General features: G+C 71.0%; 28 protein-coding genes and 1 pseudogene. 9 read left to right on the plus strand and 20 right to left on the minus strand.

What is annotated here, in order from left to right; translation table 11 throughout:
* Positions 1-79 precede the first annotated feature (79 nt).
* The 7 genes from AB5J56_RS41800 to AB5J56_RS41830 all read right to left on the minus strand — a co-directional run bounded on the left by AB5J56_RS41800 (position 80) and on the right by AB5J56_RS41830 (position 6,125).
* Positions 80-1,069, minus strand: a complete 990-nt coding sequence (locus AB5J56_RS41800; RefSeq protein WP_369241171.1) for a polysaccharide deacetylase family protein — start codon at positions 1,067-1,069, stop codon at positions 80-82.
* A gap of 31 nt (positions 1,070-1,100) precedes the next feature.
* The gene (locus AB5J56_RS41805) at positions 1,101-2,114 is read right to left on the minus strand and encodes a glycoside hydrolase family 11 protein (protein ID WP_369241173.1); all 1,014 of its coding nucleotides are present in this window, start codon (positions 2,112-2,114) and stop codon (positions 1,101-1,103) included.
* Between the two features lie 343 nt (positions 2,115-2,457).
* Complete coding sequence (ppk2, locus tag AB5J56_RS41810; protein ID WP_369241175.1) at positions 2,458-3,348, minus strand: polyphosphate kinase 2; 891 nt, start codon at positions 3,346-3,348, stop codon at positions 2,458-2,460.
* A gap of 20 nt (positions 3,349-3,368) precedes the next feature.
* Positions 3,369-3,602 carry a hypothetical protein gene (locus AB5J56_RS41815; protein WP_369241177.1) on the minus strand — a complete coding sequence of 78 codons (234 nt, stop codon included), beginning with the start codon at positions 3,600-3,602 and terminating at the stop codon, positions 3,369-3,371.
* 19 nt (positions 3,603-3,621) lie between these two features.
* Entirely contained in the window at positions 3,622-4,776 is a 1,155-nt protein-coding gene (locus AB5J56_RS41820; protein WP_369241179.1) for an anion permease, read from the minus strand.
* 84 nt (positions 4,777-4,860) lie between these two features.
* A complete protein-coding gene (locus AB5J56_RS41825; protein ID WP_369241181.1) occupies positions 4,861-5,427 on the minus strand; it encodes a TetR/AcrR family transcriptional regulator in 567 nt (188 codons plus the stop codon).
* A 2-nt stretch (positions 5,428-5,429) separates the two neighbouring features.
* Positions 5,430-6,125 (minus strand): type 1 glutamine amidotransferase domain-containing protein, encoded by a 696-nt coding sequence (locus tag AB5J56_RS41830; RefSeq protein ID WP_369241183.1) that lies wholly within the window; start codon positions 6,123-6,125, stop codon positions 5,430-5,432.
* A gap of 326 nt (positions 6,126-6,451) precedes the next feature.
* On the opposite strand from AB5J56_RS41830, the gene AB5J56_RS41835 reads away from it, so the two are divergent.
* Complete coding sequence (locus tag AB5J56_RS41835; protein ID WP_369241185.1) at positions 6,452-8,170, plus strand: GAF domain-containing sensor histidine kinase; 1,719 nt, start codon at positions 6,452-6,454, stop codon at positions 8,168-8,170.
* 84 nt (positions 8,171-8,254) lie between these two features.
* Here AB5J56_RS41835 and AB5J56_RS41840 read toward each other — a convergent pair whose 3' ends face one another.
* The 3 genes and pseudogenes from AB5J56_RS41840 to AB5J56_RS41850 all read right to left on the minus strand — a co-directional run bounded on the left by AB5J56_RS41840 (position 8,255) and on the right by AB5J56_RS41850 (position 10,292).
* A complete protein-coding gene (locus AB5J56_RS41840) occupies positions 8,255-8,962 on the minus strand; it encodes a response regulator (RefSeq protein WP_369241187.1) in 708 nt (235 codons plus the stop codon).
* A gap of 81 nt (positions 8,963-9,043) precedes the next feature.
* A pseudogene (locus AB5J56_RS41845) lies at positions 9,044-9,506 on the minus strand (Crp/Fnr family transcriptional regulator).
* 201 nt (positions 9,507-9,707) lie between these two features.
* Positions 9,708-10,292 carry a hypothetical protein gene (locus tag AB5J56_RS41850; protein ID WP_369241189.1) on the minus strand — a complete coding sequence of 195 codons (585 nt, stop codon included), beginning with the start codon at positions 10,290-10,292 and terminating at the stop codon, positions 9,708-9,710.
* Positions 10,293-10,594: 302 nt separating this feature from the next.
* On the opposite strand from AB5J56_RS41850, the gene AB5J56_RS41855 reads away from it, so the two are divergent.
* Positions 10,595-11,506: a universal stress protein gene (locus tag AB5J56_RS41855; RefSeq protein ID WP_369241191.1), complete on the plus strand. Its 912-nt coding sequence runs from the start codon at positions 10,595-10,597 to the stop codon at positions 11,504-11,506.
* Positions 11,507-11,550: 44 nt separating this feature from the next.
* Here the strand turns inward: AB5J56_RS41855 and AB5J56_RS41860 are convergent, their stop codons facing one another.
* Both AB5J56_RS41860 and AB5J56_RS41865 read right to left on the minus strand, forming a co-directional pair.
* Positions 11,551-12,324 carry a ferredoxin reductase gene (locus AB5J56_RS41860; RefSeq protein WP_369243098.1) on the minus strand — a complete coding sequence of 258 codons (774 nt, stop codon included), beginning with the start codon at positions 12,322-12,324 and terminating at the stop codon, positions 11,551-11,553.
* Between the two features lie 13 nt (positions 12,325-12,337).
* The gene (locus tag AB5J56_RS41865) at positions 12,338-12,943 is read right to left on the minus strand and encodes a sulfite oxidase-like oxidoreductase (RefSeq protein ID WP_369241193.1); all 606 of its coding nucleotides are present in this window, start codon (positions 12,941-12,943) and stop codon (positions 12,338-12,340) included.
* Positions 12,944-13,215: 272 nt separating this feature from the next.
* Here AB5J56_RS41865 and AB5J56_RS41870 point away from each other — a divergent pair, with 272 nt between their 5' ends.
* Positions 13,216-14,139, plus strand: a complete 924-nt coding sequence (locus tag AB5J56_RS41870) for an NADP-dependent oxidoreductase (RefSeq protein ID WP_369241195.1) — start codon at positions 13,216-13,218, stop codon at positions 14,137-14,139.
* Between the two features lie 263 nt (positions 14,140-14,402).
* A complete protein-coding gene (locus tag AB5J56_RS41875; protein WP_369243100.1) occupies positions 14,403-15,143 on the plus strand; it encodes a GNAT family N-acetyltransferase in 741 nt (246 codons plus the stop codon).
* Between the two features lie 118 nt (positions 15,144-15,261).
* Here AB5J56_RS41875 and AB5J56_RS41880 read toward each other — a convergent pair whose 3' ends face one another.
* Positions 15,262-15,714: a MarR family winged helix-turn-helix transcriptional regulator gene (locus AB5J56_RS41880; protein ID WP_369243101.1), complete on the minus strand. Its 453-nt coding sequence runs from the start codon at positions 15,712-15,714 to the stop codon at positions 15,262-15,264.
* A 258-nt stretch (positions 15,715-15,972) separates the two neighbouring features.
* Here AB5J56_RS41880 and AB5J56_RS41885 point away from each other — a divergent pair, with 258 nt between their 5' ends.
* The 4 genes from AB5J56_RS41885 (at position 15,973) to AB5J56_RS41900 (ending at position 19,535) form a co-directional block, all read left to right on the plus strand.
* Positions 15,973-16,986, plus strand: coding sequence for a hypothetical protein (locus AB5J56_RS41885; RefSeq protein ID WP_369243103.1), 1,014 nt, complete (start codon positions 15,973-15,975; stop codon positions 16,984-16,986).
* A 185-nt stretch (positions 16,987-17,171) separates the two neighbouring features.
* A complete protein-coding gene (locus AB5J56_RS41890; protein WP_369241197.1) occupies positions 17,172-17,966 on the plus strand; it encodes a putative protein N(5)-glutamine methyltransferase in 795 nt (264 codons plus the stop codon).
* A 153-nt stretch (positions 17,967-18,119) separates the two neighbouring features.
* Positions 18,120-18,920 carry an alpha/beta fold hydrolase gene (locus tag AB5J56_RS41895; RefSeq protein ID WP_369241199.1) on the plus strand — a complete coding sequence of 267 codons (801 nt, stop codon included), beginning with the start codon at positions 18,120-18,122 and terminating at the stop codon, positions 18,918-18,920.
* Between the two features lie 60 nt (positions 18,921-18,980).
* Positions 18,981-19,535, plus strand: coding sequence for a PadR family transcriptional regulator (locus AB5J56_RS41900; protein WP_369241201.1), 555 nt, complete (start codon positions 18,981-18,983; stop codon positions 19,533-19,535).
* 44 nt (positions 19,536-19,579) lie between these two features.
* On the opposite strand, the gene AB5J56_RS41905 is transcribed toward AB5J56_RS41900, so the two are convergent.
* From AB5J56_RS41905 to AB5J56_RS41915, 3 genes are all read right to left on the minus strand, one after another.
* A complete protein-coding gene (locus AB5J56_RS41905; RefSeq protein ID WP_369241203.1) occupies positions 19,580-20,119 on the minus strand; it encodes a hypothetical protein in 540 nt (179 codons plus the stop codon).
* A 229-nt stretch (positions 20,120-20,348) separates the two neighbouring features.
* Positions 20,349-21,293 (minus strand): LysR family transcriptional regulator, encoded by a 945-nt coding sequence (locus AB5J56_RS41910; RefSeq protein WP_369241205.1) that lies wholly within the window; start codon positions 21,291-21,293, stop codon positions 20,349-20,351.
* A gap of 21 nt (positions 21,294-21,314) precedes the next feature.
* A complete protein-coding gene (locus AB5J56_RS41915; RefSeq protein ID WP_369241207.1) occupies positions 21,315-22,340 on the minus strand; it encodes a fibronectin type III domain-containing protein in 1,026 nt (341 codons plus the stop codon).
* 355 nt (positions 22,341-22,695) lie between these two features.
* Here AB5J56_RS41915 and AB5J56_RS41920 point away from each other — a divergent pair, with 355 nt between their 5' ends.
* Positions 22,696-23,424, plus strand: coding sequence for a glycoside hydrolase family 75 protein (locus tag AB5J56_RS41920; RefSeq protein WP_369241209.1), 729 nt, complete (start codon positions 22,696-22,698; stop codon positions 23,422-23,424).
* A gap of 50 nt (positions 23,425-23,474) precedes the next feature.
* Here the strand turns inward: AB5J56_RS41920 and AB5J56_RS41925 are convergent, their stop codons facing one another.
* The 4 genes from AB5J56_RS41925 to AB5J56_RS41940 all read right to left on the minus strand — a co-directional run bounded on the left by AB5J56_RS41925 (position 23,475) and on the right by AB5J56_RS41940 (position 26,685).
* Positions 23,475-23,891 (minus strand): PTS-dependent dihydroxyacetone kinase phosphotransferase subunit DhaM, encoded by a 417-nt coding sequence (locus AB5J56_RS41925; RefSeq protein WP_369241211.1) that lies wholly within the window; start codon positions 23,889-23,891, stop codon positions 23,475-23,477.
* Positions 23,884-24,492, minus strand: a complete 609-nt coding sequence (dhaL, locus tag AB5J56_RS41930; RefSeq protein ID WP_369241213.1) for a dihydroxyacetone kinase subunit DhaL — start codon at positions 24,490-24,492, stop codon at positions 23,884-23,886. The genes AB5J56_RS41925 and dhaL overlap by 8 nt, the downstream gene beginning before the upstream one ends.
* Before the next feature lie 70 nt (positions 24,493-24,562).
* Positions 24,563-25,555 (minus strand): dihydroxyacetone kinase subunit DhaK, encoded by a 993-nt coding sequence (gene dhaK, locus AB5J56_RS41935; RefSeq protein WP_369241215.1) that lies wholly within the window; start codon positions 25,553-25,555, stop codon positions 24,563-24,565.
* Positions 25,556-25,893: 338 nt separating this feature from the next.
* Positions 25,894-26,685 (minus strand): hypothetical protein, encoded by a 792-nt coding sequence (locus AB5J56_RS41940; RefSeq protein ID WP_369241217.1) that lies wholly within the window; start codon positions 26,683-26,685, stop codon positions 25,894-25,896.
* Positions 26,686-26,792 lie beyond the last annotated feature (107 nt).

Genomic DNA, 26,792 nt, shown 5'->3' on the forward strand with positions numbered 1-26,792 from the left:
TGTATGACTCATGTGAGGACCGGGACTGCCGACCGTCACGGGGACGGATCAGCAGCCCCGGCTCATGGGCGTACGGGGGTCAGGTCGCGGTGCAGGTGACGGTTGGCCAGGTCCAGGTGCCGTTGGTCTGGATGGTGACGCCGAAGTTGTTGCCGTTGCCGTTGGGTTTGGCGGTCAGGACTTGGGCGCTGGGGTAGCTGGCGCTGATGTTCCAGGTGGAGAGGATCTTTTCGGGGGAGGGGACGTTCATGGTGACGGTCCAGTTGCTGGAGCCGGTGACCGCGACGTTGAGGTTGTAGCGGTCGCTCCACTGCTGGCCCGCGGAGAGGGTGGCGGTGCAGCCGCCACCGCCACCACCGCCGGTGCCCCCACCGTCGGGAGCCACGGCGCGCCCGGTCGCCGGCGAGATCATGCCGGCGCACAGGCCACGGGAGGCCAGCCCCTGCGCGATACGCGGGATCGCGGCGAGCGTGTTGGCGGCCCAGTCGTGCATGAGGATGACCTGGCCGTTGGTGAGCCGGGCGTTGGCGGCCACGATCGCGTCGGTGCTCGCGCCGTTCCAGTCCTGCGAGTCGACGTCCCAGATGATCTCGGTGAGACCGTACTTGGCCTCGACGGACTTCAGCGTCGAGTTGGTCTCGCCGTACGGCGGGCGGAACAGCTTCGGTGTACCGCCGCCCGCGCCCGCGATGGCCTGCTGGGTCCGGGAGATCTCCGAGTCCATCTGCGACTGGCTGAGCTGGGTCATGTGCGGATGGGTGTAGCTGTGATCGCCGACCCACATCCCCGCGTCGACCTGGGCCCTGACCAGACTCGGGTTGGCGGCGGCGTACTGGCCCTCGTTGAACATCGTGGCCCGCAGCCCGTTCTGCTTCAGCGCGTTGAGCAGGCTCGACGTGCTGCCGGACGGGCCGTCGTCGAAGGTGAGCCCGACGTACCCGTTGCAAGTGGCGGCGTGCGACGGGGTGGCTTCGACGACGGAGGTGACGACGGTACTCGCCACGGCCGTCGCGGCGACGGCCAGTCCCGTGACCAGGGAGCGTAACGACAGACTTGGTCTGGTTCGCATGCGAAGGGACCTCCTCTCGGGTGTCCGGGGATCAGGTCGCGGTGCAGGAGACCGTTGGCCAGGTCCAGGTGCCGTTGCTCTGGATGGTGACGCCGAAGGTGTTGCCGCTGCCGTTGGGTTTCGCGGTCAGTACTTGGGCACTGGGGTAACTCGCGCTGGTGTTCCAGGTCGAGAGGACCTTCTCGGGCGAGGGAACGTTCATCGTCACGGTCCAGTTGCTGGAGCCGCTGACCGCCACGTTGAGGTTGTAACGGTCGCTCCACTGCTGGCCCGCGGACAGGGTCGCCGTACAGCCGCCGGTGCCACCGCCACCGCCGCCACCGGAAGAGTCGCCCAGCGTGATGTTGGAGCTCCCGCTGCTCTGGTAGCCCTCGGTCGCCATGATCATGTAGTAGCTGAAGCTACCCAGGGGCATTCCGGCGCGGGCCCAGGCGTCGAAGTGGTTGCCGGTGGTGATGGTCCCGCCGGTCCGCTTCGACTGCCGGACGCTCCAGTACTGGTTGAAGGTCTTGTTGCCCTCGACGGAGGGGGCGTTGTAGCGCGTGGTCTGGTAGATGTCGTAGGTGCCTCCGTCGCTGGTGACGGTGCCCTTGTACGTTCCCGTGGGCCGGTAGGTGCCCCAGTTGTCGACGATGTAGTACTCGACGAGCGGGTTCGACGTCCAGCCGTAGAGGGCCAGGTAGGCGTTGCCGGACGGATTGAAGCTGCCGGAGTACGTCACGCTGCGGCGTCCGCCGTTGCTCCAGCCCTTCCCGGCCACGAAGTTGCCGGTGTTGCGCCATGAGGTGCTGTAGTTGCCGCCGGAGCCCAGGTTCATGGAGACGGTGCCCTGGCTGTCCGTCCAGAACGAGTAGTAGTACCCGTTGTTGGTGCCGGTCTGGTTCGTGGTGACGACCGTGTCGGCGTTGGCGCTGCCGGGCATGGTCATCGCGGCCACGGCGACCAGCACTGTGGCGCAGACACTGCTGATGAGCAGCCTGAAGCGGTTGAGCGTCCCGAAGCGGCCGCGCAGGCGGTTCGACGGGTGTGCGGGTGCGTCGTTCATGTGCGTGCTTCCTCCTCGTCCTCGTGAGGCCGGTGGGGCAGTGAGCGAGCGCTCTCAACGGCGACAGTGTTGGTCTGGCCCTGTCAACTGTCAACAGTTTCGACGATGATTGCGAAACCTTCGCTCGACGTACGACCCCCGTGGAGAAGGCTTTGTCCAGGTAGATGGCTATCCAGCGTCGGATCGTATCCGAATGATCGTCCGGCGACCCCCTTTCAAGATCAATCTGATGATCCATCATCTTCGAAAGTTTCGTAACTCTTCCGGATCTTCGGCGTATGCGAAACGCCCCACCCCCTAAAAACAGGGGGTGGGGCGTTTCGCATACGCCGGGCGATACGGGTCAGCGCGCCTCGCCGTCGTCGTCCTCGCCTTCCTCCAACAGGTTCGCCGCCGCGCCCACGATGCTCGGATCGGGGCTGCCGACGACTTCCTCGTCCTTGCCGGTGTAGTCGAAGCGGGCCAGGACACTGCGCATCGCCTCGACGCGCGCACGCTTCTTGTCGTTGCTCTTCACCACGGTCCAGGGTGCCTGTTCGGTGTCCGTCTCGCGGAACATGGCGACCTTGGCGGCTGTGTAGTCGTCCCAGAGGTCCAGGGAGGCCAGGTCCATGGGGCTCAGCTTCCACTGCCGTACGGGATCCACCTGACGGATCGTGAAACGGGTGCGCTGCTCACTCTGCGAGACCGAGAACCAGAACTTCACCAGGTCCACGCCGTCGTCCACCAGCATCCGCTCGAAGGCGGGGGCCTGCCGCATGAAGCGTCGGTACTCGTCCTGCGTGCAGAAGCCCATCACCCGCTCGACGCCCGCCCGGTTGTACCAGGAGCGGTCGAACATCACGATCTCGCCCTCGGTCGGCAGGTGTTCGACGTACCGCTGGAAATACCACTGCCCGCGCTCGCGTTCGGTCGGCTTCTCCAGCGCGACCACCCGTGCGCCCCGTGGGTTGAGGTGCTCGGTGAAACGCTTGATGGTGCCGCCCTTGCCGGCCGCGTCCCGCCCCTCGAAGACGACGACGAGCCGGCGGCCGGTCTCCTTTATCCAGCTCTGCAGCTTCAGCAGTTCGATCTGCTGGAGCCGTTTGTGCCAGTCGTACTCCTTGCGCTCCATGCGCTCCTGGTAGGGGTAGTTCTCCCGCCAGGTGTCCACCGGGGAGCCGTCCGGCCGGATGAGCACCGGGTCGTCGTGGTCGCTGTAGTCGACGGTCAGCCCCGTCATCAGTGGCGTCATCGCACTCTCCTCGGCTCGCGTCAGTGGAACTGCGGCACGATCAAATAGATTCCGTACGCGACGACGGTCGCGCAGGCCAGGAAGCAGAACCCGGCCTGCGCGAGGCCGACCGCCTGGGTGCCGCCGTCCTTCTCTCGTACCGTCTCGACCCTGGCGAGGCCCAGGACGCCGAGGGCGAAGACCACGACCACGGCGACGGTGACGCCGATGCTCACCGCGGTGACCTGGCCGAGTGCCGTCCAGTCCAGATGCATTGTTCGAACTCCCCCTGCCTCAGGCGGCCGTGCCGACTTGCGTCGGCGTTGTGGCCCGGACGGTGACCTCGTGGGTCTCGTTGACGTTGTTCGCGTGCACCGGGTTGCGCCGCGAGGCGATCACGATGGACGCGGCGACGGCGGCGGCCACCAGTGCGATCAGCGCGGTGCCCACGTTCCCGCCGTGCTTGACGACGCTCGCGGAGACCCCGCCGACCAGCGCGGCGGCGGGGAGCGTGACCAGCCATGCGATCACCATGCGGCCGGCCGTGCCCCAGCGCACCTCGGCCAGCCGCCGGCCCAGTCCGGCGCCGAGGATGCCGCCGGAACACACCTGCGTGGTGGACAGCGCGAAGCCCAGGTGGGCGGAGGTGAGGATGACCGTGGTGGAGGCGGCCTCGGCCGCGAAGCCCTGGGGCGACTGGATGTCCGTGAGCCCCTTGCCCATCGTGCGGATGATCCGCCAGCCGCCGATGTACGTGCCCAGGCCGATGGCCAGACCCGCGGACGCGATCACCCACACCGGCGGACCGGCGTCGTGGCCGAGCGCCCCGGCCGAGATCAGCGTCAGCGTGATCACGCCCATGGTCTTCTGCGCGTCGTTCGTGCCGTGCGCGAGGGAGACCAGCGAGGCGGAGGCGATCTGCCCGAGCCGGAAGCCCCTGGTGACCGAGTCCTTGCGGGCCCGGGCAGTGATCTTGTAGGCGAGGTAGGTGGCCAGCAGCGCCGCGACACCGGCCACCAGCGGCGAGGCCACCGCCGGTATCAGGATCTTCTCGACCACCTTGTCGAAGTGCACGCCGTGCGCGCCCGCGCCCACCCAGACCGCGCCGATCAGTCCGCCGAACAGGGCGTGCGAGGAACTCGACGGCAGTCCCAGCAGCCAGGTCAGCAGATTCCACAGGATCGCGCCGACCAGCCCCGCGAAGATCATCCCCGGTGAGACCAGCGTGTCGTCCACGATCCCGCCGGAGATGGTCTTGGCGACCTCCGTCGACAGGAAGGCGCCGGCGATGTTCAGCACACCGCTGATCAGGACTGCCGTTCTCGGCTTGAGCGCACCGGTCGCGATGGAGGTCGCCATCGCGTTGGCGGTGTCATGGAATCCGTTTGTGAAGTCGAAGGCCAGAGCAGTGACGATGACGACCGCCACGAGGAACGTGATGTGGTCCATTCCCCGATGGAAGCGCTTGCAGACGTACGAAGGGCGAAGCGAAGGTGAAGCGAACGGAAAGGTGAGTTCCGGCTCGCCGCGAAGTCAGCGGCTCGTACCGACCGATGTGCCGAGCAGGCCCGCCAGTAGGGCGTCCGACGCCGGGTCCAGGAGGCGTCGGCTGTCGGGGGCGGATTCGAGGCCGACGACGAGGGCGATGCAGATGTCGGCCGCCTGGGCGGGAGTGACGGCCTCGCCGGTGCCCGCCTCGGTGAACAGGGCGGTCAGCAGGCTCTGCAGGTCGGCCGTGAACCCGGTGCAGATGCCCCCGAACAACCGCGCCTGCTCGTCGAGGAGTTCGGCCGTGTGCGGGGAGTCCCCGGACAGCTGGAGCACCAGGTCGAGCTTGGCGGCCAGGACACCCCGGACGCGGGTCGCGCAGGGGGCGTCCAGGTCGGCGGCCGCCGACCGGGCCCGCACGAGCGCCCGGTCGTGCAGGCGCCCGGCGAGCTGCCGGAAGGCGTCGTCCTTGCCGCTGACGTACTGGTAGACCGCCGACCGGGACACGCCCATGGCGGAGGCGATGTCGTCCATCGTGGTGCGCCGTACGCCGTACCTGGTCAGGCAGGTGTACGTCGCGTCGAGGACCTCGTCGAGCCGGTCGGCGGGCAAGGTCAGCCCAGTTTCTTCAGGAGCTCGGCGGCGAGCGGGGCGGAGGAGGCGGGGTTCTGGCCGGTGACCAGGTTGCGGTCGACGATCACGTGCGGCGCCCACGGCTCGGCGACCTGCACCTGCACGCCGGCCTCGGTCAGCCGGTCCTCCAGCAGCCACTTGGCCTTGTCCGCGAGACCGCCCTGGATCTCCTCGGCGTTGGTGAACGCGGCCACCCGGTAGCCGGCGAACGTGTTGGAGCCGTCCTCCTTCGTGGCCGCGAGCAGCGCGGCGGGGCCGTGGCACACGACACCGAGCGGCTTGCCGGACTCCAGCGCGCGGGTCAGGAGTTTGCCCGACTCGGCGTCGACCGCGAGGTCCTCCATCGGGCCGTGGCCGCCGGGGTAGAAGACGGCGGCGTAGTCGCCGAGGTCGACGTTCTCCAGCTTGATCGGCTGCTGAAGCTCGGTGAACGACTCCAACGCCGCGGCGACCTTGTCCGCGCCCTCCTGCCCGCCGTTGAACATGGGGTCCAGGCTGCCCCGGTCGACGGTGGGCACGACACCACCGGGGGTGGCGACGACGACCTCGTGGCCCGCGGCCTTGAACGCCTCGTACGGGGCCACGGCCTCCTCGGCCCAGAAACCGGTGGGGTGCTTGGTGCCGTCGGCCAGTGTCCAGTGGTCGGCGCCCGTGACGACGAACAGAATCTTCGACATGGTGTGCTCTTCTCCGAGAGGGCGGATCCGGGGTGCGGACCCGGAGGAACGGATCGGCCGCGAATGCTGACGGAGTGGATGCGCTGACGTTCTGCGTCCGATGTGTCAGTACGGCGACGAATCGAAGGTAGGACGGCTCGCGAAGGATTTCCAATGACGAGGCCAATGGCTGCGATAGGAACTTTCATGGGTCCGTATGCCGGTGCGTGTGGTCTTCGTCGAGGCGCACACGGGGTGCGACTCCACGATGCCACGGCGTGGTTGAGCGGATAACGTAAGAGGCCCGGTGGAAACGTCACGTCGGCTCGCACCGGGGGGAGGGCCACATGGGCGGGGACGGGCGCAGGGACGGGGCCGGGCTGCCGAGGCTTCGCCTGGACGAGCTGCTGGAGGAACTCCAGGTACGGATCGAGGCGGTACGCGGGACCCGCGACCGGCTCCAGGGCCTCCTGGAAGCGGTCCTGTCGGTGGGGCGCGAACTCGACCTCGCGCAGGTGCTGCGCCGCATCGTCGAAGCCGCCGTCGTCCTGGTCGACGCCGAGTACGGGGCGCTCGGTGTCATCGGACAGCAGCAGAAGCTCGCGCAGTTCATCCCGGTGGGCGTCAGCGACGAGGTGTGGGCCGCGATCGGCGATCTTCCCTCCGGGCACGGCCTCCTCGGTGAACTCATCCGCCACCCCGAGGCGTTGCGGCTCACCGATCTGTCCGAGCACCGGGCATCCTCCGGGTTCCCGCCGCACCACCCGCCCATGCGCACCTTCCTCGGGGCCCCGATCCTGGTCCGCGAGACGGTCTTCGGGAATCTCTACCTGACCGAGAAGCGTGGTGGGGGAGAGTTCGACCCCGAGGACGAGGCCGTCCTGTCGACGCTGGCCGTGGCCGCCGGTGTGGCCATCGAGAACGCCCGCCTGTACGGCGAGGTCAGACTCAGGGAGCGCTGGCTGGAGGCGGGCGCGGAGATCACCAGCGGGCTGCTGTCCGGAGTGGCCGAAGCAGAGGTCCTGGAGGTGATGCTCGAACGTGCCCGGGAGATCACCGGCGCCGACCTGGGCGTCGTCGACCTCGTCGTCGAGGGCAGCAGTGACCTGCGCGGCGCGTTCGCAATGGGCCAGCACGCCGAGACGCACCGCGGGCTCGTCCTGCCGCGAGAGGGAACCTTCGCGGGCGCCGCGCTGAGCGCGGGAACCCTCGTGTCCACCGCCGACGTACGCAAGGATCCCCGGATCACCTACGGCCCCGACCGCTGGGAGGGCCTCGGGCCCGCCGTGGCCGTCCCCATGGGGACCCGTGAGGGGATGCGCGGTGTCCTCATGCTGGCCCGGGGCGCGGGCCGGGCGCCCTTCACGGAGGTCGAGACCGCACCGCTCCTCGGATTCGCCGGGCAGGCCGCCCTCGCCATGGAGCTCGCGGAACGGCGGCGCGACACCGAGCAGGTGAGCCTGCTGGAGGACCGCGACCGGATCGCCCGCGACCTGCACGACCTGGCGATCCAGCGGCTGTTCGCGACCGGTATGACCCTGCAGAGCGCCCAGCGCTTCGTGCAGCATCCGCAGGCCGCCGAGCGTCTCGGCCGGGCGGTCGACGACCTGGACACCACCATCAAGATCATCCGGTCGACCATCTTCGGCCTCCGTGCCCACGAGACACCCTCCGCAGGACTGCGCATCCGAACGGTCCGCGCCCTGGAGGAAGCGGCCCAGGTGCTCGGCTTCACCCCCGCGCTGCGGATGGAGGGGCTGATCGACGTGGACGTCTCCGCCGCCCTCTCCGAGGACGCCCTCGCCGTCCTCGGAGAGGCCCTCACCAACGTGGCCCGGCACGCACAGGCCACCGCGGTGGAGGTCGGTCTCGTCGTTCGGGAGGGACACCTCAGGCTCTCCGTGAGCGACAACGGCATCGGCATGGGAGCCGCGACCGACCGCCGCAGCGGACTGCGCAATCTGGAGGAACGGGCCGAACTCCTCGGCGGGCAACTAAAAGTGACGGGGTCTCAGGAGGGGCGCGGCACTCGACTCGAGTGGCGGGCGCCGCTCGGACCGCGATAGGGCCGGCTGCCGACGTGCGCGCGGCGTACGACGGGCCCCTTCGGGGACGTGCGCGCAGCGTACGACCGGCCCCCTCGCCCAGGCTCAGTCGCTGCTTCCGCCCCGTGCCTCCGGCGGCGGATACTGCGCAGCGATCACCGCGGCCTGGACACGCCGCTCCACGCCCAACTTGCCCAGCAGCCGCGAGATCCCGTTCTTCACCGTCTTCTCGGAGAGATAGAGCCGCTTGCCGATCTGTCGGTTGGTGAACCCCTCGCCGATCAGGGCGAGGATCTCCCGCTCCCGCTCCGAGAGTTCGGCCAGCTGTCCGTCGTCCGCCGCGTCCGTGCCGCTCGTCGGGCCACGCAGGCTGCTCATCAGCCGCGCGGTGGTGGCCGGATCGAGCATCGACTGCCCGGAGGCGACCGTGCGGACCGCCGAGATCAGGTCGGACCCCCGGATCTGCTTCAGCACATAACCGGACGCCCCCGCCATGATCGCGTCGAGCAGCGCATCGTCATCGTCGAACGACGTCAGCATCAGACACGCCAACCCCGCGTCGAGCGACCGCAGTTCGCGGCAGACGGTGATCCCGTCGCTGTCCGGGAGACGTATGTCGAGGATCGCCACGTCGGGGCGGAGGGCTGGAGCGCGGACCAGTGCCTGTTCGGCCGTCCCCGCTTCACCGACCACCGTCATGTCCGGTTCCGCGTCGATGAGGTCGTGCAGTCCGCGGCGGACCACCTCGTGGTCGTCGAGGAGGAAAACCCTGATCGATGTGCTGCTGGGTACCTGCTGCGGAAGTTCGGCCATGCCCACTGCTCCCAGGATGGCGGGGATTTCCGGCCGATCCTCGCGTACCACGAAAGCGGTCGACAGGGCCCAAAGGTCCCGTCAGTGGACTGGACCACTGCCGTATGGGGCGTACAGGTCGAGGAGCCGCGTGCGCGCCGCGTGCAGCCGATGAGCCAGTACCAGACCGACCCACTGGCCGACCGCGCTGCCCAGCGCGGGATCGGACCGGCACATCAACCGCACGGTCGACGCGTCGAGTTCATAGGCATGGACCGGGCACACCGCCTCCGCGCCCAGCTGCCGCACATATGGCGGGAACAGCCAGGACCAGCCGAGGAGTTGGTCGAACCCGAGCGTGTCGATGACGGGCGAGGGCCTGCCGGCCAGCTTCATGTCGAGGGCGACGGTTCCGATGCGCACAATCCAGAAGTGGTCGGCGCGCGCCCGCCTCGAAGATGCGGGCCCTTTGCGGGAAGGACACGTCACGGGCGAGCCGCATCAGACGTCCACGATGCTCGGGGTCCAGGACCTGGGAGAGACGCGGAGTCGCAGGAGCGGTCATGGGGTCCCCTTTCCGGCGCGCCTGATGCGTGCGGCGACCTCAGATTCCCGCGCCGGTATCGCGCCGGGCAGGGGCCAACAGCCCCCCTGCTCAGGCCCGATCGGGCCTGAGCCGACCCGTCACCAGGCCCGTCCGGCCCCCGAGCCGGTCGCCGCCCGCACCACACCCCATCCGTACCGCACCCCATGCGCGCCGCGTCCGTCACGCCGTGCGCCGCGTCCACTCCGGTCCCGTGCGCGCCCACTCGCGCTCCCACTCGGCCAGCCGACGCCGGGCGGCGACCCGGCGCACGACGAAGTGCGCGACGAGGACGACGGCCGCGACGTTGCCGCTGGTCAACGCTCCCGTCGTGATGGTGTGCTGCCAGATCGCGGCGTCGCTCAGCGGCGGCCGGACGCCCCGGCTCCGGACATCGACCCACACACCGGCATGATCGCCGCGCCGCGTGCCCGCCGGGACGCGGGCCGAGCCCGTCCGCGGGGCTTCACCGGGCCCGGTCCAGCGCACCTTCACCCAGTACATGTGCTGCTTGCCATCTGGTGCCGTGGGCACCGAGGCGGGCGCGTTCTCGACGACCACCCCCACCACCACATGACGTGCGGCACGCTGCGCCTCGGCCTTCGCCTGCGCGGCGTCGTGGGCCCACCAGCCCGCGGCCACCCCTGCCAGGGGCGCGCCGAGCAGCAGGAGCATGGCGATCACCGTGACCGCGCACGCCTCGACGACATCCGAGCGGCGGCGCAGCGGATTGCGGCGCCAGCGCCAGCCGCGCACCCGGCTTCGCATCTCAACCTCCTTGCCACCGAGGTCCGGCCCGCGGAAGAGCCGAACGGACCCCACAAGGGCCGGTCCGCCTCTCCCGGCGTACCGCTCACGGCTACGAGCGTCCACAGCGGACCCCGCGCCGATTGCCTCGCCGTACGACTGATCCGTGTTCCCTGTGGAACCCGCGCATGCACGTCGCGCAGCGAACAGGAGCCACCATGGCGAAGCCTCGTCCAGTCACGCTCGACGCGCGCTGGCGTGTGGTCGAGGAAGCGACGGTCGTATGCCTCGGCTGATCGCCGAACTCCCGAAAGGCAGGAGTCATGAAAACCGGCACCCGTACCATCACCGTCGGCATCGACGGATCGCGGCCCAGCCTGGACGCCGCCGACTGGGCGGCCCGGGAGGCCGAGCGCCACCGTCTTCCACTGCGCCTGCTGCACGCGGGTATCGCACCGGTCCTGCCCGTGCGCGTCCCGGACGTCGATGTGCCCGCCGGGCGCACCCGTACCGCGCTCGACCGGGCCGCGATCCAACTCTCCTACGCCCACCCGGCGTTGGACATCATCGCCCGCAGCACGGAGGAACCCGCCGTCCCCGCGCTGCTCGAGGCGGTCGCCCAGTCCGAGATGCTCGTGCTCGGCTCACGCGGCTCCACCGGGTTCGCGGGCTTCCTCGTAGGTTCGGTCGCCCTGGAGGTGTCGGCCCGCGCCGAACGCCCCGTCGTCCTGGTGCGTGCAGGTGAACTCCCCGAGGACGAACGGATGCCCGTGGTCGACGGCACGCCGCCGGGCGAGGCGCGCTACCTGCCCGTGGTGCTCGGTCTCGACGTGGATCATCCGGCCGACGACCTCATCGGGTACGCCTTCGACGCGGCCGCCACCCGCTCGGCGCCGCTGCGCGTCCTGCACACCTGGACGATGCCCCCGCTGCGCGGCTACGCCCCCGGGGTGCCGCTGCTGGAGGAGGCGACCGAGCGGGAGAACAGCAAGTGGCGTGTCCTGTCGGCCACTTTGCAGCCGTGGCGCCACAAGTTCCCTGAGACCCACGTCTCCGAGGAGTTGGTCCACGGCCACCCGGGACACCATCTCCTCAAGGCGTCCACCCGGGCCGGTCTGCTGGTCATCGGCCGCAAGACCGGTGCCGGTGGCGGCGCCCCGACGGGCCTGGGCAGGGCCGCGCACTCACTGGTCCACCACGCGACCTGCCCGGTCGCCGTGGTCCCGCACACCTGACGCCGGCATCCCGGCCGCCGAGGCGTCCACGCGCGCGGACGGCCTCAGCCGAAGCGCTCGATGCGGATGCGGTCCACGGGTTGCCCCGCTTCGACGAGCAGCCGCGAGGCATGTTCGGCGAACCCATTGGAGCCGCACACATAGGCCTCCCACCCACCAGGAGGCTGCTCGGCCAGGAGCGGCGCCACATGTGCGGCCGCCATACGTCCGACGGCCACACCGTCGGGGGCACTGCGCGTGAAGACGGGCGTGCTCTCGTCGCCGTACTCCCGTGCGTAGATGAGCTCTTCGGGGCTCCGAGCCGAGACGAGCAGCCGCATCGGCACGTCCAGACCGCGCGCACGGTGGTGACGCACCATCGACATCAGCGGTACGACGCCGGAGCCGGCGCCGATGAGCAGCGCGGGCCGGTCGCCCGGCCAGGCGAAGAAGCCGCTGAGTGGGCCCCGCACCTCGACCGTGTCACCGGGCCGGGCCAGGGTGTGGAACCAGCCGGAGACCTCGCCGCCCTCGACATGGTCCAGGGTCAGCTCGATGTGCCCGGAGTCGTCGGGCGCGGAGGCGATGGAGTAGTGGCGCTGGGCCACATAGCCGTCCTCGGCGGTCAGCCGCAGCATCAGATGCTGGCCGGGCAGATGCCCCAGCCACTGCGGCACCGCGAACCGGAAGGTGGCGGCGTGCGGTGTCTCGCGGCGGATCTCGGTGAGCGTCGCGGTCTGCCAGGTGGCCGCCGCCCGGTTGCTGACGGCGATCCGGCCGGGCACGGCGAACCGGGTCGGCGGGACGAAGGGGCCGGGAATCGTGGGGGCGGTCGTCATCGACACGGTCGTCTCAGTCACCGGAGTAGCGCTGCTCTTCCCAGGGGTTGCCGCGTGCGTGATAGCCGTTCTGCTCCCAGAAGCCCGGCTCGTCGTGGTCGAGGAGCCTGAGGCCCGCGATCCACTTGGCGCTCTTCCAGAAGTACAGGTGGGGCACGATCAGCCGGGCCGGGCCGCCGTGCTCGGCGGGCAGTGGCTTGCCGTCGTACTCCCACACGATCCAGGCGCGGCCGCCGGTGAGGTCGGCGAGCGGGAGGTTCGTCGTGTACCCGGTGTGCGAGTAGGCGACCGCGTGGGTGGCCGCGGCATCGGGGCGCACGGCCTCCAGGAACGCGTCCAGGGACACGCCGCGGAAACGCACCCCGAACTTCGACCAGCTCGTCACGCAGTGGATGTCGCCCTCGTACGCCGACGCGGGCAGCGCCTGCGCCTCGTCCCAGTCCCAGGTGCGCGGCTCGGCCACCAGACCGTCGACGCGAAAGGTCCAGTCGGCGGGCGTCAGGTCGGGGGTGACCTCGGCGGACAGCACGGGCCAGTCGTCGCCCGCGTCGTACTGACCGGGCGGGAGCCCGGCGTTCTGGACGCGCGGGCGTCCGGCGAAGCCTCGGGTGACGTTCATACGGGTGGTGCCTCCAGGCCGCCCGAAGGCAGACCCGCTGGTCGAGCGTGATCGATACGCACGCGGTCGGTGGACGCGTACGCGTTCCACGGTACGCGGAAGCCGACGCTACCCCCTGCTCAGGGGTGTGCCCGCTCCCGATCATTGCGGCGGCATGAACTCTCCGACGGCCCGGGAATAGCGGTGTCGCGATCTCCCTTGCTCCTAGTGCCGACACCGGTGGCCTCTACATCCGGTACCTCCGGTGACAGCGAACGAGAGTGAGGGAGCACATGCCCAAGGCGTACGTCTTCACCCGGTACGGCGGCCCGGAGACCGAGGCCCTCGTCGACCAGGACCGTCCGAGCCCGGGCCCCGGCCAGGTCCTGGTCGCGGTCCGCGCGGCGGGCGTGAACCCCGTCGACTGGAAGCAGCGCACCGGCTACCGCCGCCCGGGCGGGCCCGCCCGCGAGCTGCCCGCCGTCTTCGGCAACGAGGTCGCCGGGATCGTCGAGGAGATCGGCGCCGACGTGAACGGGTTCGCCGTGGGGGACGAGGTCTTCGGGAACCCGGTGGCCGGTGGCTACGCCACGTACGCCCTGCTGCCCGTGGCGGTCACCGCGCACAAGCCGGCGGCGCTGCCCTTCACCGACGCCGCGACCCTGCCGGTGGCCGCGGCGACCGCGTACGACGGCATTCGACAGCTGGACCTGCCGGCCGGGGCCACCCTGCTGATCACCGGGGCGGGCGGCGGCGTGGGCGTCGCGGCCGCGCAGATCGCGCATGCCTTCGCAGTGCGCGTCGTCGGTGTCGCGAGCGACGTCAAGAAGGACTTCGTCGAGTCGCTCGGCGCCGTGCATGTGCCGTCGGGACCCGGCCTGGCCGAGCAGGTGCGGGCGGCGGCGCCCCAGGGCATCGACGCGGTCTTCGACCTCGTCGGCGGCGACGTACTCGAAGAGGCCGCCACGCTGCTCGCCGACCGCACGAAGCTCATCACCGCCGGAGCGTCCCAGGACGAGGCGGAACGCCTGGGCGGCGCCCGGGTGGCACGCGCCCGCACCGCGGCCGTACTCGACGAGGTCGCGAAGCTCGCGGTGGACGGCAGGCTCCGGCCGCTCGTCACACGAACCTTCCCGCTGGACCGAGCCGCCGAGGCGCTGCGCACCGTCGAGAACGGCCACGCCCGCGGCAAGATCGTGATCGAGGTCGCGATATGAGCACCGCGTCGAGCAACGCCGCCGGAGCGAAGTCGAGCAATGCCTCCGGCACGGCGTCGGGGGACGGCTCCATGTCAGGCGACGCCCCCCGCAAGTTGTCCGAGACAGCGTCGGGTGATGCCTTCGGCAAGGCTTCCGGCACCGGGTCCGCAGACGCCTCCGGCAAGGTGTCGGGCATCGCGTCGGGCGATGCCTCCGGCACGGCTCCGGGCGACGCCTCCCACAAGGCGCCGCGCACCGCGCCCAGCAGCGCCTCCGGCCAAGTGCCCCATCTCCCGTCAAGCGGCCCGGTCACTGCCGAGTCGGGTCTCGCGAGCCACCCGCTGGACAATCCCGCACTCGCCTCGCTGACCGGCCCGCACGCCCACTTCGCCGAGCGGCGCGGCCGGGTGCTGCGCTACCCCCGCGACGTATCGCCCTGGCTCGCCCTGCCGGACGAGCCCGACGCCGATGACTGGGACGACCTCGCGGCCCTGGTGGGCCCGGGCGCCGAGGCCCCGCTCGCAGGGTTTCGCGGGCAGACCCCGGCCGGCTGGGAAGTGACCTTCGACCTGGACGGCGTCCAGCTCGTCGACGACGGCCTCGCCGCGGCACCCGACCCCGAGGCAGTCCGGCTCGGCCCCGCTGATGTCCCCGAGATGCTGGACCTGGTCGAGCGGACCAGGCCGGGCCCGTTCCTGCCGCGCACCGTCGAACTCGGCACCTATCTGGGGATACGCCGAGGTGGCGCTCTCGTTGCGATGGCGGGGGAGCGGCTGCACCCGCCGGGCTGGACCGAGATCAGCGCGGTCTGCACCGATCCCGACTTCCGCGGTGAGGGCCTGGCGACCCGGCTGATCCTGGCCGTCGCGCACGGCATCCGGGAGCGCGGCGAGACGCCCTTCCTGCACACCGCAGCGAGCAACACCGGCGCGATCCGCCTCTACGAGTCCCTGGGCTTCCGGCTGCGCCGCACCACCCGCTTTCTCGCGGCGCGCGTGCCGGAGCCCCTGCCGGTCTCCTGACGGCGAAGCGGCGGTGACGGCGGTGGGCGGTTCGCCGCGCGGGCGTCGGTGAGCACGGGGCTGACCGACGCGCCCTTGAGGTTCTCCGATCGGTCGTGCCCGCCGAGGGCACGGCCGATCAGTCCGTTGCGGGAGCCCCGGGCGAGGTCTGCGCGGCCGCCGCGTTGTACCGCAGCAGATACGCCGCGAAGCGGGCGAGGTCGTCCTCGGCCCAGCCCTCCAGCCGTTCGCGGAAGGCGACCCGGCGGCTCTCGGTGACCTGGGCGAGAATCTGCGTGCCGACGTCCGTCAGATGCAGGACCTGGACACGGTGGTCCCCCGGGTCGAGGCGCCGCTCGATGAGCTGGGCGTGCTCCAGCGCGGCCACCTGCCGGCTGACCGTGGACTTGTCCAGCGCGTAGTGCACTGCCAGGTCGGTGGCCCGGCACCCGCCGCTCTCCTCCAGATGACCCAGCAGGGTGTAGGAGACGAGTGACAGCTCGGGGTGCATGCGCCCGGCCGAGGCCCTGGCGCGCCGGGCGAAGGCCGTCATCTCGCGCTGGATGGTCTCGACGGCATCCTCGGCGGTCATGGCCGCGCCGGCCTGATCAGTGACACCGGTCTCATCGGGCACTTCGGCTGCGCTCACGGTGACCTCTTTCCCTCTACTGGTTGTATAGTACAACTTGAAGTGAGAGTTGTATAAGCCAACCAATTGGAGGTCGTGGGTATGTCCGCCAGTCACCGGGCCGGGAGTCCCGAGAGCCACAGCGCCGCCGGGGGAGTGGCCGCCGGTCTGAGGTCACCCGCGCTCCGCCATGTGCTCACCCACCTGATCACCCCGCTGCTGATGTGCCTCGGTATGGGGCTCGCCTACATGGGCGCCTTCGTCACGCCCGAGCCCCATCACCTGCCCGTCGCCGTCGTCGGCTCCGGCCCCGAGGTGAAGGTGTTCGCGCAGACGGTCAAGGACAAGGCCGGGGACGCGCTCGACGTGCGGACCGTCGCCAGTCGCTCCGCCGCGGTCGACCTGCTCAAGTCCCGCGACATCACCGGCGCCTATGTGCTCGACACCAAGGCGCCCGAGCTCGTCGTCGCCACGGCCGCCTCCGACATGGGCGCCACCGCTGTCGAGAAGGTCTTCACGCCCGTCGCCGCCCAGCAGGGCGTCCCCCTGAAGATTACCGACGTCGCCCCTCCGACCGACGACGACCCCACGGGCCAGGGCCTGTTCTTCCTGCTCATCGCGCTGAGCATCGGCTCGTACGCGTCCGTCGCCGCCCTCGGCGCCGCGGGCGGCGGACTGCCCCTGCGGGTGCGGGCACTGCTGGCCGTCGGTGTGTCCGGGGTCGTCAGCGGCATCGGCGCGCTGCTCGCCGGGCCCGTGTTCCACCTCGCCTCCCATGACCTCACCGGTCTGTGGGGCATGAGCTGGCTCTACTCCGCGGGCATCCTCTTCGTCGGCGTCGGGCTGCACACCTTCCTCAAGCGGTGGACCACGCTCGCGATGATGGTGCTCTTCGTGATGCTCAACTTCACCAGCTCCGGCGGCCTGTTCCGGCCCGAGCTGCAGAACAGTTTCTTCGGCACACTGCACGCGTTCTGGAACGGCGCCGGATTCGTCGAGGGCGCGCGCAGCCTCCTGTACTTCGACGGCGACGGTCTCGCCGGCAACGTCTGGACGCTCGTCGCCTGGCTCGCCGTCGGCCTGCTGGTCACGGCCGTCGCCGGTGCCGTAGAGCACGTGCGCGCCCGTGGAGCCGTAGACGAAGAGCCGCTGCCCGAGCGGCAGTCCGCCGAAGTGGAGAACACCGAGCAGGACGCCGAGCAGGACGCGGAAATGGAGGAGACGGTCGCCGTCTGAGCGGCGACGCGTTCCTGTACTGTTGCCGTCCTGGCTGTGGAGTGTCCCAGCCACGCAGTTGCCGAGGAGGTGAGACCCATTACCGCTGTGTCAGGTCGGGTGCTCTCACCTCAAGGCAGTGCGGCTCACCGCCGTTAGCTGACCGCGAGAGCGCCCTTCGGTTCATCGAAAGGCCCTCGGTCTCCATGTCTTCTCTTCCCCCCGCTTCCCCGGTTTCCCCCGCGTCCGTCGTCGCCGCGCTCCGCTCCGCGGGCTGTGTTTTCGCCGAGGACGAGGCGGAGTTGATCCTCTCCACCGCCCGCACCCCGGACGAGGCCGCCGCCATGGTGGACCGGCGCGTCGCGGGACTGCCCCTCGAACACGTCGTCGGCTGGGCCGGGTTCCACGGACTGCGCATCGCAATGGAGCCCGGCGTCTTCGTCCCCCGCCGCCGCACCGAGTTCCTGGTCGACCAGGCCCTCGCCCTCGGCCGCGACACGTCCGTCGTCGTGGACCTGTGCTGCGGCTCGGGCGCGGTGGGCGCCGCGCTGGCCGCATCGCTCGGCGGGCCCGAACTGCACGCCGCCGACATCGATCCCGCCGCGGTGCGCTGTGCCCGCCGCAACATTGCCCCGTACGGCGGTCACGCGCACGAGGGCGACCTGTTCGCGGCGCTGCCGGACACCCTGCGCGGCCGTATCGACCTCCTCGCGGCCAACGTGCCCTACGTCCCCACCGGCAAGGTCGGTCTGCTGCCGACCGAGGCCCGCGACCACGAACCCCTGGTCGCGCTCGACGGAGGCGCGGACGGCCTCGACGTCCTGCGCCGCGTCGCTGCCGAGGCCCCCGCGTGGCTGGCACCCGGCGGCTCCCTGTTCGTCGAGACGAGTGAGCGTCAAGTCCCCTCGGCACTCGACACGTTCACCCGCAGCGGCCTCAGCGCCCGGCTCGCCGTATCGGAGGAGCTGTACGCCAACGTCGTGATCGGCACCAGGAGTTAGGCCGCTCCGCTTCAGGTGATCCGGCCTCCGGGAACGAGAGAGGTGCCGGCGGCCGGCCCGTCCGACATGCCGCGTTCGGTCCAGGGTCGGCGTCTCGCTCCGGGCGGTCCGTCACACTGTGGCCGACCGCAGGGGCGAGACGGAGGTCCGATCGTGAGCAGTGTCGAGGAGTTCCACGCGTGGGACGTTCATGAGTCGGGGCCCGCCGACGCGGCCAAGAGCGTGCTGTTGCTGCCCGGCGGGTTGTGCAGCACGGCGTTCTACGACGACCTGACGGCCGCACCCGCGCTCGCCTCCGCGCCGGTCCGCCTGGTGGCCGCGACCGTTCCCGGTTACGCCGGCACTCCGGCCCCACTGGACCTCGGCCTGGAGAACTACGCGGCACTCGCGGGCGCGCTCGCCGCAAAGAAGGGCTGCGACGTCGTGGTCGGTCACAGCATCGGCGCCAACATCGCCCTGGAGATGGCGGCGGGCGGCCACTTCACCGGCCCGCTCGTCCTGCTCTCCCCGACCTTCTCCCGACCCGATGAGGCAAAGTTTCTCGCGATCGCCGACCGTCTGGGACGGCTGCCCGGCATCGGTGCCCTGATCTGGTCCGCTCTGGTGTGGACGGCACCGCGCGCGATGGCGAGCAGTCTGCCTCCGGCCAGGCGCGAGGCGCTGGTCGCCGAGCTGAAGAAGAACGACGCCGCGTTCTGCCGCCGGGCCACCCGGCAGTACTACGCCTATCTCGACCGGCACGGATCGCTGGTTCCACGGCTGCGCGAGTCGGGTGTGCCCGCCTGGGTGGTGCGCGGGGACCGCGACGAGATCGGCCTGACCGACGCGGAGCGCGCGGGCCTCGAAGCCGCCCCCGATGTCACGCTGGTCGAGGTGCCCGACGCGGGCCATCTGGTGATGGTCGACCAGCCCGCACGGGTCGCCGAACTCGTCGCCCAGGTGACCCTCGGCTGAACCACTCCCACCGGGCGCTGCCGTGCAGGGGAGTGCACGGGCCGTCCCTAGGATGACTCCATGTCCCTCCCGCACGCGATCCTCACCGCCCTGCTCGAGAAGCCGTCGTCGGGCCTGGAGCTGACCCGGCGGTTCGACAAGTCGATCGGCTACTTCTGGTCGGCGACGCATCAGCAGATCTACCGCGAGCTGGGCAAGCTGGAGGCCGAGGGGTACATCCGCGCCCTGCCCGCCGAACATCCGGCCCGCGGCCAGAAGAAGAGCTACGAGGTACTGACAGCGGGCCGCGACGAACTGGCCCGCTGGACCGCCGCCACCCAGGACCCCAAGCCGCTGCGCAACACGATGCTGCTGCGCCTGCGCGCGGCAGCCGTCGTCGGCACCACCGGCATCGAGGCCGATCTGCGCCGCCATCTCGCCCTCCACCAGCAGCAGCTGGCCGAGTACGAGGAAATCCAGCAGCGCGACTTCCCGCCCGGCAAGGACGGTCCTCAAGTCCGCCTGCAACACCTCGTTCTCCGCGCCGGCATCGATCACGAGACCTTCTGGATCCAGTGGCTGACCCACGCCCTGGAGGAGTTCGCCGAACTGCCCGCGCACGAGCGGCACAACTAGGCGGCCGCCCCTGCGAGGGGGACGGCCGCCGGTGCGAGAAGCGATCAGAGCCGGTGGGGCTTGGCCCGCCGACGCAGGAACCAGGCTGTCGCCACGGCTCCCACGGCCACCAGAGCTCCGCCGCCCGCGAGGGTGGCGGTGCCGTAGTCCTTGGTCGCTCCGCCGAGACCGCCCATGACCCCACGCGAGGGCGAGGCGGTGGCCGTCGCGGAGATCGTGGGGGTCGACACGATGATGGACTGGGTGCCCGCGGTCGAGTTGTCCGTGCACAGCACGATGACGGTATAGGTGCCGGCGCTCACGTTCGACCAGGCGGCCGACTGCTGCGTACTGGTACCGGACAATGTCGTCTGACGCCCCTGCGCGAAGTTCGCCTGGCCACTGGACAGCAGCGCGGCCTTGCCGAAACTGCCGTCCGTGGCCATCGTCGGGCACGCGCTGGTGGTGACCGTGACCGAGGTCCCGCTGGTGCTCACCGAGATCCCCGACCCCACGGCGACCGCCGACGGAGCGGCCAGGGAAAGGGGAAGCGCGGCGGCGGCCACGGTCAGGCCGGATCGGAGAAGTAGCTGGGTAGTACGCATAGGACTGCCTCCAGCGGCACGGTTGGCGGTACGTCCCATGCGCCGCCGGGGATTGGGAAGCGTCCGTGCTGCCTCAGGGCGAGCCAACGTGTACCTGACCGGGTCCGCACCCGGGAGGGGCCCGGGCAGGTGACGGATTCCTTCGTCCGGCCCACCGCTGACGGGCTGTCGCCGGCGGCGGACGAGCTGTCAGGGCAGCTGCGACGCAGTGGTCACCGCACCGTGCCGGTCACCAGGTGCGGCCCGCCTGGATCAGCCGCTCGCGCACGAGCACCGCATGCGGGTTGTCCGGCGCTCCGGGGCGTCGGGTCAGGTACGCGGTGTTGATCGGCGGGTCCTCGGGGGCCAGCAGGGGCACCAGGGCGCCCGAGGCCAGTTCGGCGAGGCAGAGATAGCGGGGGAGCACACCGATCCCGGCGCCGGCGACCACCGCCGCGAGCACACCCCGCAGGTCGGGCACCGTGATCGCCGCCTGACCGCCGAGCCGTACGCCGAACACGTGCCGCCAGTAGCGGCGCGCGATGGGCAGATCCTCCGCGTACGTCACCAGTGGCACACCGTGCAGCGCGGCGGGCCCCGTGGCGGCCACCCGGTCGGGACCGATGCGCTCGGCCCACTCGGGCGAGGCGACCAGCACGAACTCCTCGTCCGCGAGTGCCACGGAGGTGAGGGTGCGGCCGCGCGGCCGGCTGGTGGCGATCACCAGGTCGAAGCGGCCGCCGCGCAGTCCCTCCAGGAGGTCGTCGGTCAGCCCGGTGACGATCCGCAGACGTACGCCCTGGGCGGTCAGTGGCGCCAGTGCGGGCAGCACGCGGGTGCACAGGAGCTCCGCCGGACCGGCGAGGTGGACCGGGTCCGGCGGCTGGTCGGGGTCGCCGAGTCCGCCGCGGTCCGCGACCACCGCGAGGGCGTCGAGCGGCGCGGCGACCTGCGCGGCCAGTTCGTCCGCCACCGACGTGGGCACCACCCCGCGCGGCCGCCGCTCGAACAGCTCGCGGCCCAACTGCTCCTCCAGCGCGCGCATCTGCATCGTCACCGTCGGCTGGGACAGGCCCAGCAGCCGCGCGGCCGCCGTGAACGATCCGGCGCGGTGGACGGCGAGAAAGGTGCGCAGCAGCGACAGATCCAGCGGCGCTCCGACTCCGGGCAGGCCATTCGGTTCCTTATGGACCATGAGCTCCACCCTACGCTCGCCCTATCGGTGGTCGCCGCCGGTGGTCACCGTCCGCTCCGCCGAGAACCCGCCCCATGTGCCGTCCGGGAGCTTCGCCCGGATCCGCACCTGGTGGACTTCGCCTGCCTCCCGCCCCACATAGAAGCTGTAGGCGGCCTTGCCGCTGGGCGCGGTGCCGCCCCAGACCAGTAAGGTCGCGGGCTGCCCGTCGAGGTGGATCTGGTACTCGGTGATGACGCCGTCGGCGTGCGGCGGCAGCCAGGACAGGTCCAGGTAGTACGCCCCCTCCGCGCGGTGGCTCGTCGCGCGGAATTCGGTCGGCGCCGTGCCCCGTCCGTCGTCCGTGCCCGGCGCGGTGGTGAGCCGGACGGCGTCGCTCGGGGGCGAGAGATTGTCCGCCGCGTCGCGGGCCCGCACGGAGAAGGAGTAGTGGGTGCCCGGCCGCAGACCGGTGACCACGGTCGCGGTCTGGCCGCCGCCGACGCTGTGGATCTTCGTGGTGCCCTGGTAGATGTCGTACGACGCCACGCCCCGGTCGTCCGTCGACTTCACCCAGGACAACTGGGCCGCCCGGCTCCCGACCGCCCTGCCGCTCGGCCGGCCGGGGCGGGTCGGGGGCGTGTGGTCGGCCGCGACCGCCGCCGGTGTGGTGGCGCGCACCTGTTCGCTGGGCGGGCCGGCGTGTCCGTTGGCGTCGAGAGCGCGGACCGTGAAGACGTAGGCCGTGGACGGGGCGAGCCTGGTGACGTCCACCATGTGCTCCGCACCGGGCACTTCCTTGACTTTCGTGGTGCCGCGATACACCTCGTACCGGGTGATCGGCGGCTTGCCGGTGGCCCGGTTCCACATGACGTGCACGCTGGTCGCGCTGCCCGCGGCGGCGGTGACCCCCATGGGGGCGGAGGGCAGCCGGACATCCTGGCCGTTGCCGGGGCCGCCCCATCCACAGGACGTCAGGGCGAGCAGCGAGCCGCAGAGGACCGCGGCGGCAACGTGTCGCACGTCCGTACCTCCCCTCGCTGGGATTGGTCTGTACCTATTGGACATCGTTGACGCGCTCGCATCAAGAGGGCGGAGGCCTGTTCGCCGGACCGTTCACGGGCTACGTATGCTGATGCCTGATGCGGCGTGAACTCGCCCTTTTCGCAGGGGAGTTCACGCCCGCGGCGCGGACCGCTGTCGTCGCAGATCCCGCGCCGGCCAGGGCGGTCGAGTGGCCGGAGCCGACCACGGCTCGGGCCCTCGGCCGCACGGCGCCCTCTCTCCGGGCGGACGGCAGGAGTCCGACGCCGGCCCGCGGCCTCCGTGCACCGTCCGGCCCCCTTCCAGTGGACGGACCGTCAGATGCCCCCCAGGTTTGGTTGAGTGCCCGTCACTGTCCCCCAGGAGAGGGTCCTTTATCGTGCGTGTCCAGTCGCTCACGCTGGCCGCGGCCGGTGCCGCTCTGCTCGCCCCCACCACGCATGCCTCGGCTGTCGGCCCCGCCGGATCGGGGGCGGCTCCGGTGGCCGTCGCCCGCCCGCACCACGCTCCGGCGGCGCGTGAGGGCACGGTCGGCGCCGCCGACCTGCTGGCCAAGGTGCGTGGCTGCACCCCCGTGTCCAAGGGGCGCTACCGCAGCGACGACGGCACACGCGCCAACATCCCCGTCTGCGGCAAGCAGGGCGCCGTGTTCTGGAAGGCGGACATGGACATCGACTGCGACGGCCGGCCGGGGCCGCGCTGCAACCGCCGTACCGACCCTCTCTTCTCCGCCTCCACGGCCTACCAGCAGTCCGACGGGCGCCATCTGAACGCCGAGACCCTCCCGTACGTCGTCGTGCCCGCCGCCAGCCGGATCTGGAACCACCGCGACCACGACGTCCGGGGCGGCGCGGTGGCGGCCGTGATCTACAAGGACCGCGTCCAGTACGCGGTCGTCGGGGACACCGGCCCGCACGACGTCATCGGCGAGGCGTCCTACGCCACGGCCAAGGCCCTCGGCATCCGCCCCGACCCGCGCGGCGGCGGAACGCCTGCCGGGGTCACCTACCTTCTCTTCAAGGGCTCGCAGGTGTCACCGATCGAGAGCCACCGGGCCGCGGTGAAGCTGGGGGACTCGCTGGCGCGGAAGTTCCTCCGGGAGAATTAGCGGCGCGCCGAGGCGAGCGGCGGACGGCCGCGCTCCCCGGCGCGGTCGCGTCACTCCTTGCGGTACGCGTACGCCTCCGCGGCCGCCGCCTCCACCGCCGCGAGGTCGGCGCCCGCCGAGGCCGTGACGACCGCGGCGACCGCGCCCTCGACGAAGGGCGCGTCCACCAGGCGGGTGCGGTCCGGGAGTTCGTCGCCCTCGGCGAGCAGAGCCTTCACGGTGAGGACCGCGCTGCCGAGATCGGTGAGGACCGCGACCCCGGCGCCCCGGTCCACCGAGGCGGCCGCCGCGGAGATCAGCTCGGCGCTCGTGCCCAGGCCGCCGTCCGCGGTACCGCCGGCCGGGGCGACGGGCGCGGTGGTGCCGCCGCCCGCCAGCCCCGTCGCCAGCTCGGCGACCGAAGCGGCGACGGCGGCGCTGTGGGACACGAGCACGATCCCGACCAGCTTGTCCGTGGCGTCACTCATCGGACTCACCCGCGGTCTCGGCGAGCGCGGCGATCAGCAGGGCCGAGGACGTGGCGCCCGGGTCCTGGTGCCCGATGCTGCGCTCGCCCAGATAGCTCGCCCGGCCCTTGCGGGCCTGCAGCGGCGTCGTCGCGAGGGCGCCCTCCTCGGCCGCCGCTCGCGCCGCGGTGAAGGAGTCCTCGAGCGCGTCGACGGCGGGCACCAGTGCGTCGATCATGGTCTTGTCGCCCGGTGCCGCACCGCCCAGCGTCATCACGGCGTCGACGCCGGTGCGCAGCGCGTCCGTGAACTGCGCCTCGTCGACCTCGGCCGCGTCACCGAGTTCCTTGCCGGTCCGGCGCAGCAGTGTCCCGTACAGCGGCCCGGAGGCGCCGCCGACCGTCGAGATCAGCTGCCGACCGGCGAGCATCAGGACGGCGCCGGGGGTGTCCGGTGCCTCCTTCTCCAGCGTGGCCACCACGGCGATGAACCCGCGCTGCATATTGCTGCCGTGGTCGGCGTCCCCGATCGGCGAGTCCAGGTCGGTCAGCCGTTCCGCCTCGCGGTCCACGGACGCGGCGGTCGCCGTCATCCAACGGCGGAAGAAGTCGGCGTCGAGCACGGAATCTCCTTGCGTGGTGCGGATGTTGACGAAGAGTCAGGAAGTCTCACAGGTGAAGGGCCGGACAGGCTCACATGCCCCAGCGCAGACCGGGCGTGCTGACCGGTGCGTCCCACAGGCGCAGCAGTTCCTCGTCGACCTGGCACAGTGTCACCGAGGCGCCGGCCATGTCGAGCGAGGTGACGTAGTTGCCGACGAGCGTGCGTGCCACCGGCACCCCGCGCTCGGTCAGGACGCGCTGCACCTCGGCGTTGAAGCCATACAGCTCCAGGAGCGGGGTCGCGCCCATGCCGTTCACCAGGACCAGCACGGGATTGCGTGGCGTGAAGTCGTCCAGGATCGCGTGCACGGAGAAGTCGGCGATCTCTCGCGAGGTCATCATCGCGCGCCGCTCGCGGCCGGGTTCGCCGTGGATGCCGACGCCCAACTCCAGCTCCCCGGGCGGCAGATCGAAGGTCGGACTGCCCTTGGCCGGAGTGGTGCAGGCGCTGAGGGCGACCCCGAAACTGCGGGAGTTCTCGTTGACCTGCCGGGCCAGCGCCTGGACCCGCTCCAGGGGCGCGCCCTCGTCGGCGGCGGCGCCCGCGATCTTCTCGACGAACAGCGTCGCGCCCGTGCCGCGCCGCCCCGCCGTGTACAGGCTGTCGGTGACGGCGACGTCGTCGTTGACGAGGACCTTCGCGATCTGGATGCCCTCGTCCTCGGCCAGCTCCGCCGCCATGTCGAAGTTGAGTACGTCGCCCGTGTAGTTCTTCACGATGAACAGCACGCCCGCACCGCTGTCCACGGCGGCCGCGGCCCGCACCATCTGGTCCGGCACCGGAGACGTGAACACCTCGCCGGGGCATGCCGCCGACAGCATCCCCGGCCCCACGAAACCGCCGTGCAGCGGCTCGTGTCCCGATCCGCCGCCGGAGACGAGGCCCACCTTTCCGGCCAGCGGAGCGTCCCGCCGTACGATCACGCGGTTCTCCACGTCCACCGTCAGCTCCGGATGAGCGGCCGCCATGCCCCGCAACGCGTCCGCGACCACCGTCTCCGCGACGTTGATGAGCATCCTCATGGGTACCTCCAAGTGAGCGTGGCATCTGAGCCTCCGACCAGTGTCTTCCCTGGGCGGAGCGAGTGCGGAAGGTTTTCGGTCTCGGCGGTCCGTGGCGGCTGGAAGCGGATCCGGCGGGGCTGATGCCGACCTGTCGCTGACTTTACTGACGGGATATCAGGTGAGGATGAGGATGTAGTTGTGGACCGGCGCTCCCAGTAGCTCACATCCGGCAGTATCGGCTCTCGCGGAGCCCCGGTCACGTCTCCGGACATTCTTGGGCGAGTGTGGAGCGCGGCCAGGCACCGGACACACACCCTTGTCGCCAGGCTCCACCTCGCGTTGCGCTTCCTGGGTTCTCAGGCCCTGGCGTGGGTGCGCGTGTCGCGCTGTGACGCGGCCAGGTAGCCGACGAATCCGATGATCGCGGCCGTCCACGCGAGGGTGACAGGCGCCAGGCCCAGACCCAGGCCGCCGCGGGTGTGGCCGAGCGCCATCCAGTCGGCGAGGGAGGAGCCGAGGGGGCGGGTGATGACGTACGCGGTCCAGAAGGCGGTCACCGCGTTCAGGGCGCCGAGGCGATGGGCGAGGGCGGGGACGCAGATGGCGGCGGCGAAGAGGACGACCGACCCCAGGTATCCGAAGCCGACGGTGGCGGTGAGGTCGCCCGCGGCGGTGCCGAGGGCGAAGGTGGCGAGAACGGCCGCCCAGTAGAACGCTTCGCGACGACGGGTCCGGATGGTGTGGACGGACAGGGTCCGCTCGCTCGCGTACCAGAGGACGAAGACCGCGGCGAGTACGGTCAGGAAGGCCGGCGTCGACACGGTGTACGGCACGCCGAGTCCGACGTGCAGGACGTCGGCGGCCATGGTGCCGAACACGCTGACCATGACGACGGCGGTCCAGTAGGCCCAGGCGACGTACCGGCGGAGAGCGAACTGGACGGCCAGGGAGGCCGCCAGGGCAAGGCCGCCGAGCGCGACCGCCGGCACCGGGCCGAGCAGCCGGGCCAGGAGGTCCGACGCCGTCTCGCCCATGCCGGTGGTCAGCACCTTGATGATCCAGAAGTAGACGGTGACCTCCGGCACCTTGTTCGCCATGCGGTGTACGGGGACGAGGGGCCGATCGTCGAGGACGTGCTCTGCGGTCATGATCCGCACGATGGCATTCCTGTCCTGAAAGCAACCTGAACAGCGTGCGGTCCACCGTGCATACGCACGTCCGCCCGGTAGGCGCCGTCGCCCGGAGGACCGCCGGG

The organism is Streptomyces sp. R21 (genome assembly GCF_041051975.1).
Taxonomy (GTDB): Bacteria; Actinomycetota; Actinomycetes; order Streptomycetales; family Streptomycetaceae; genus Streptomyces.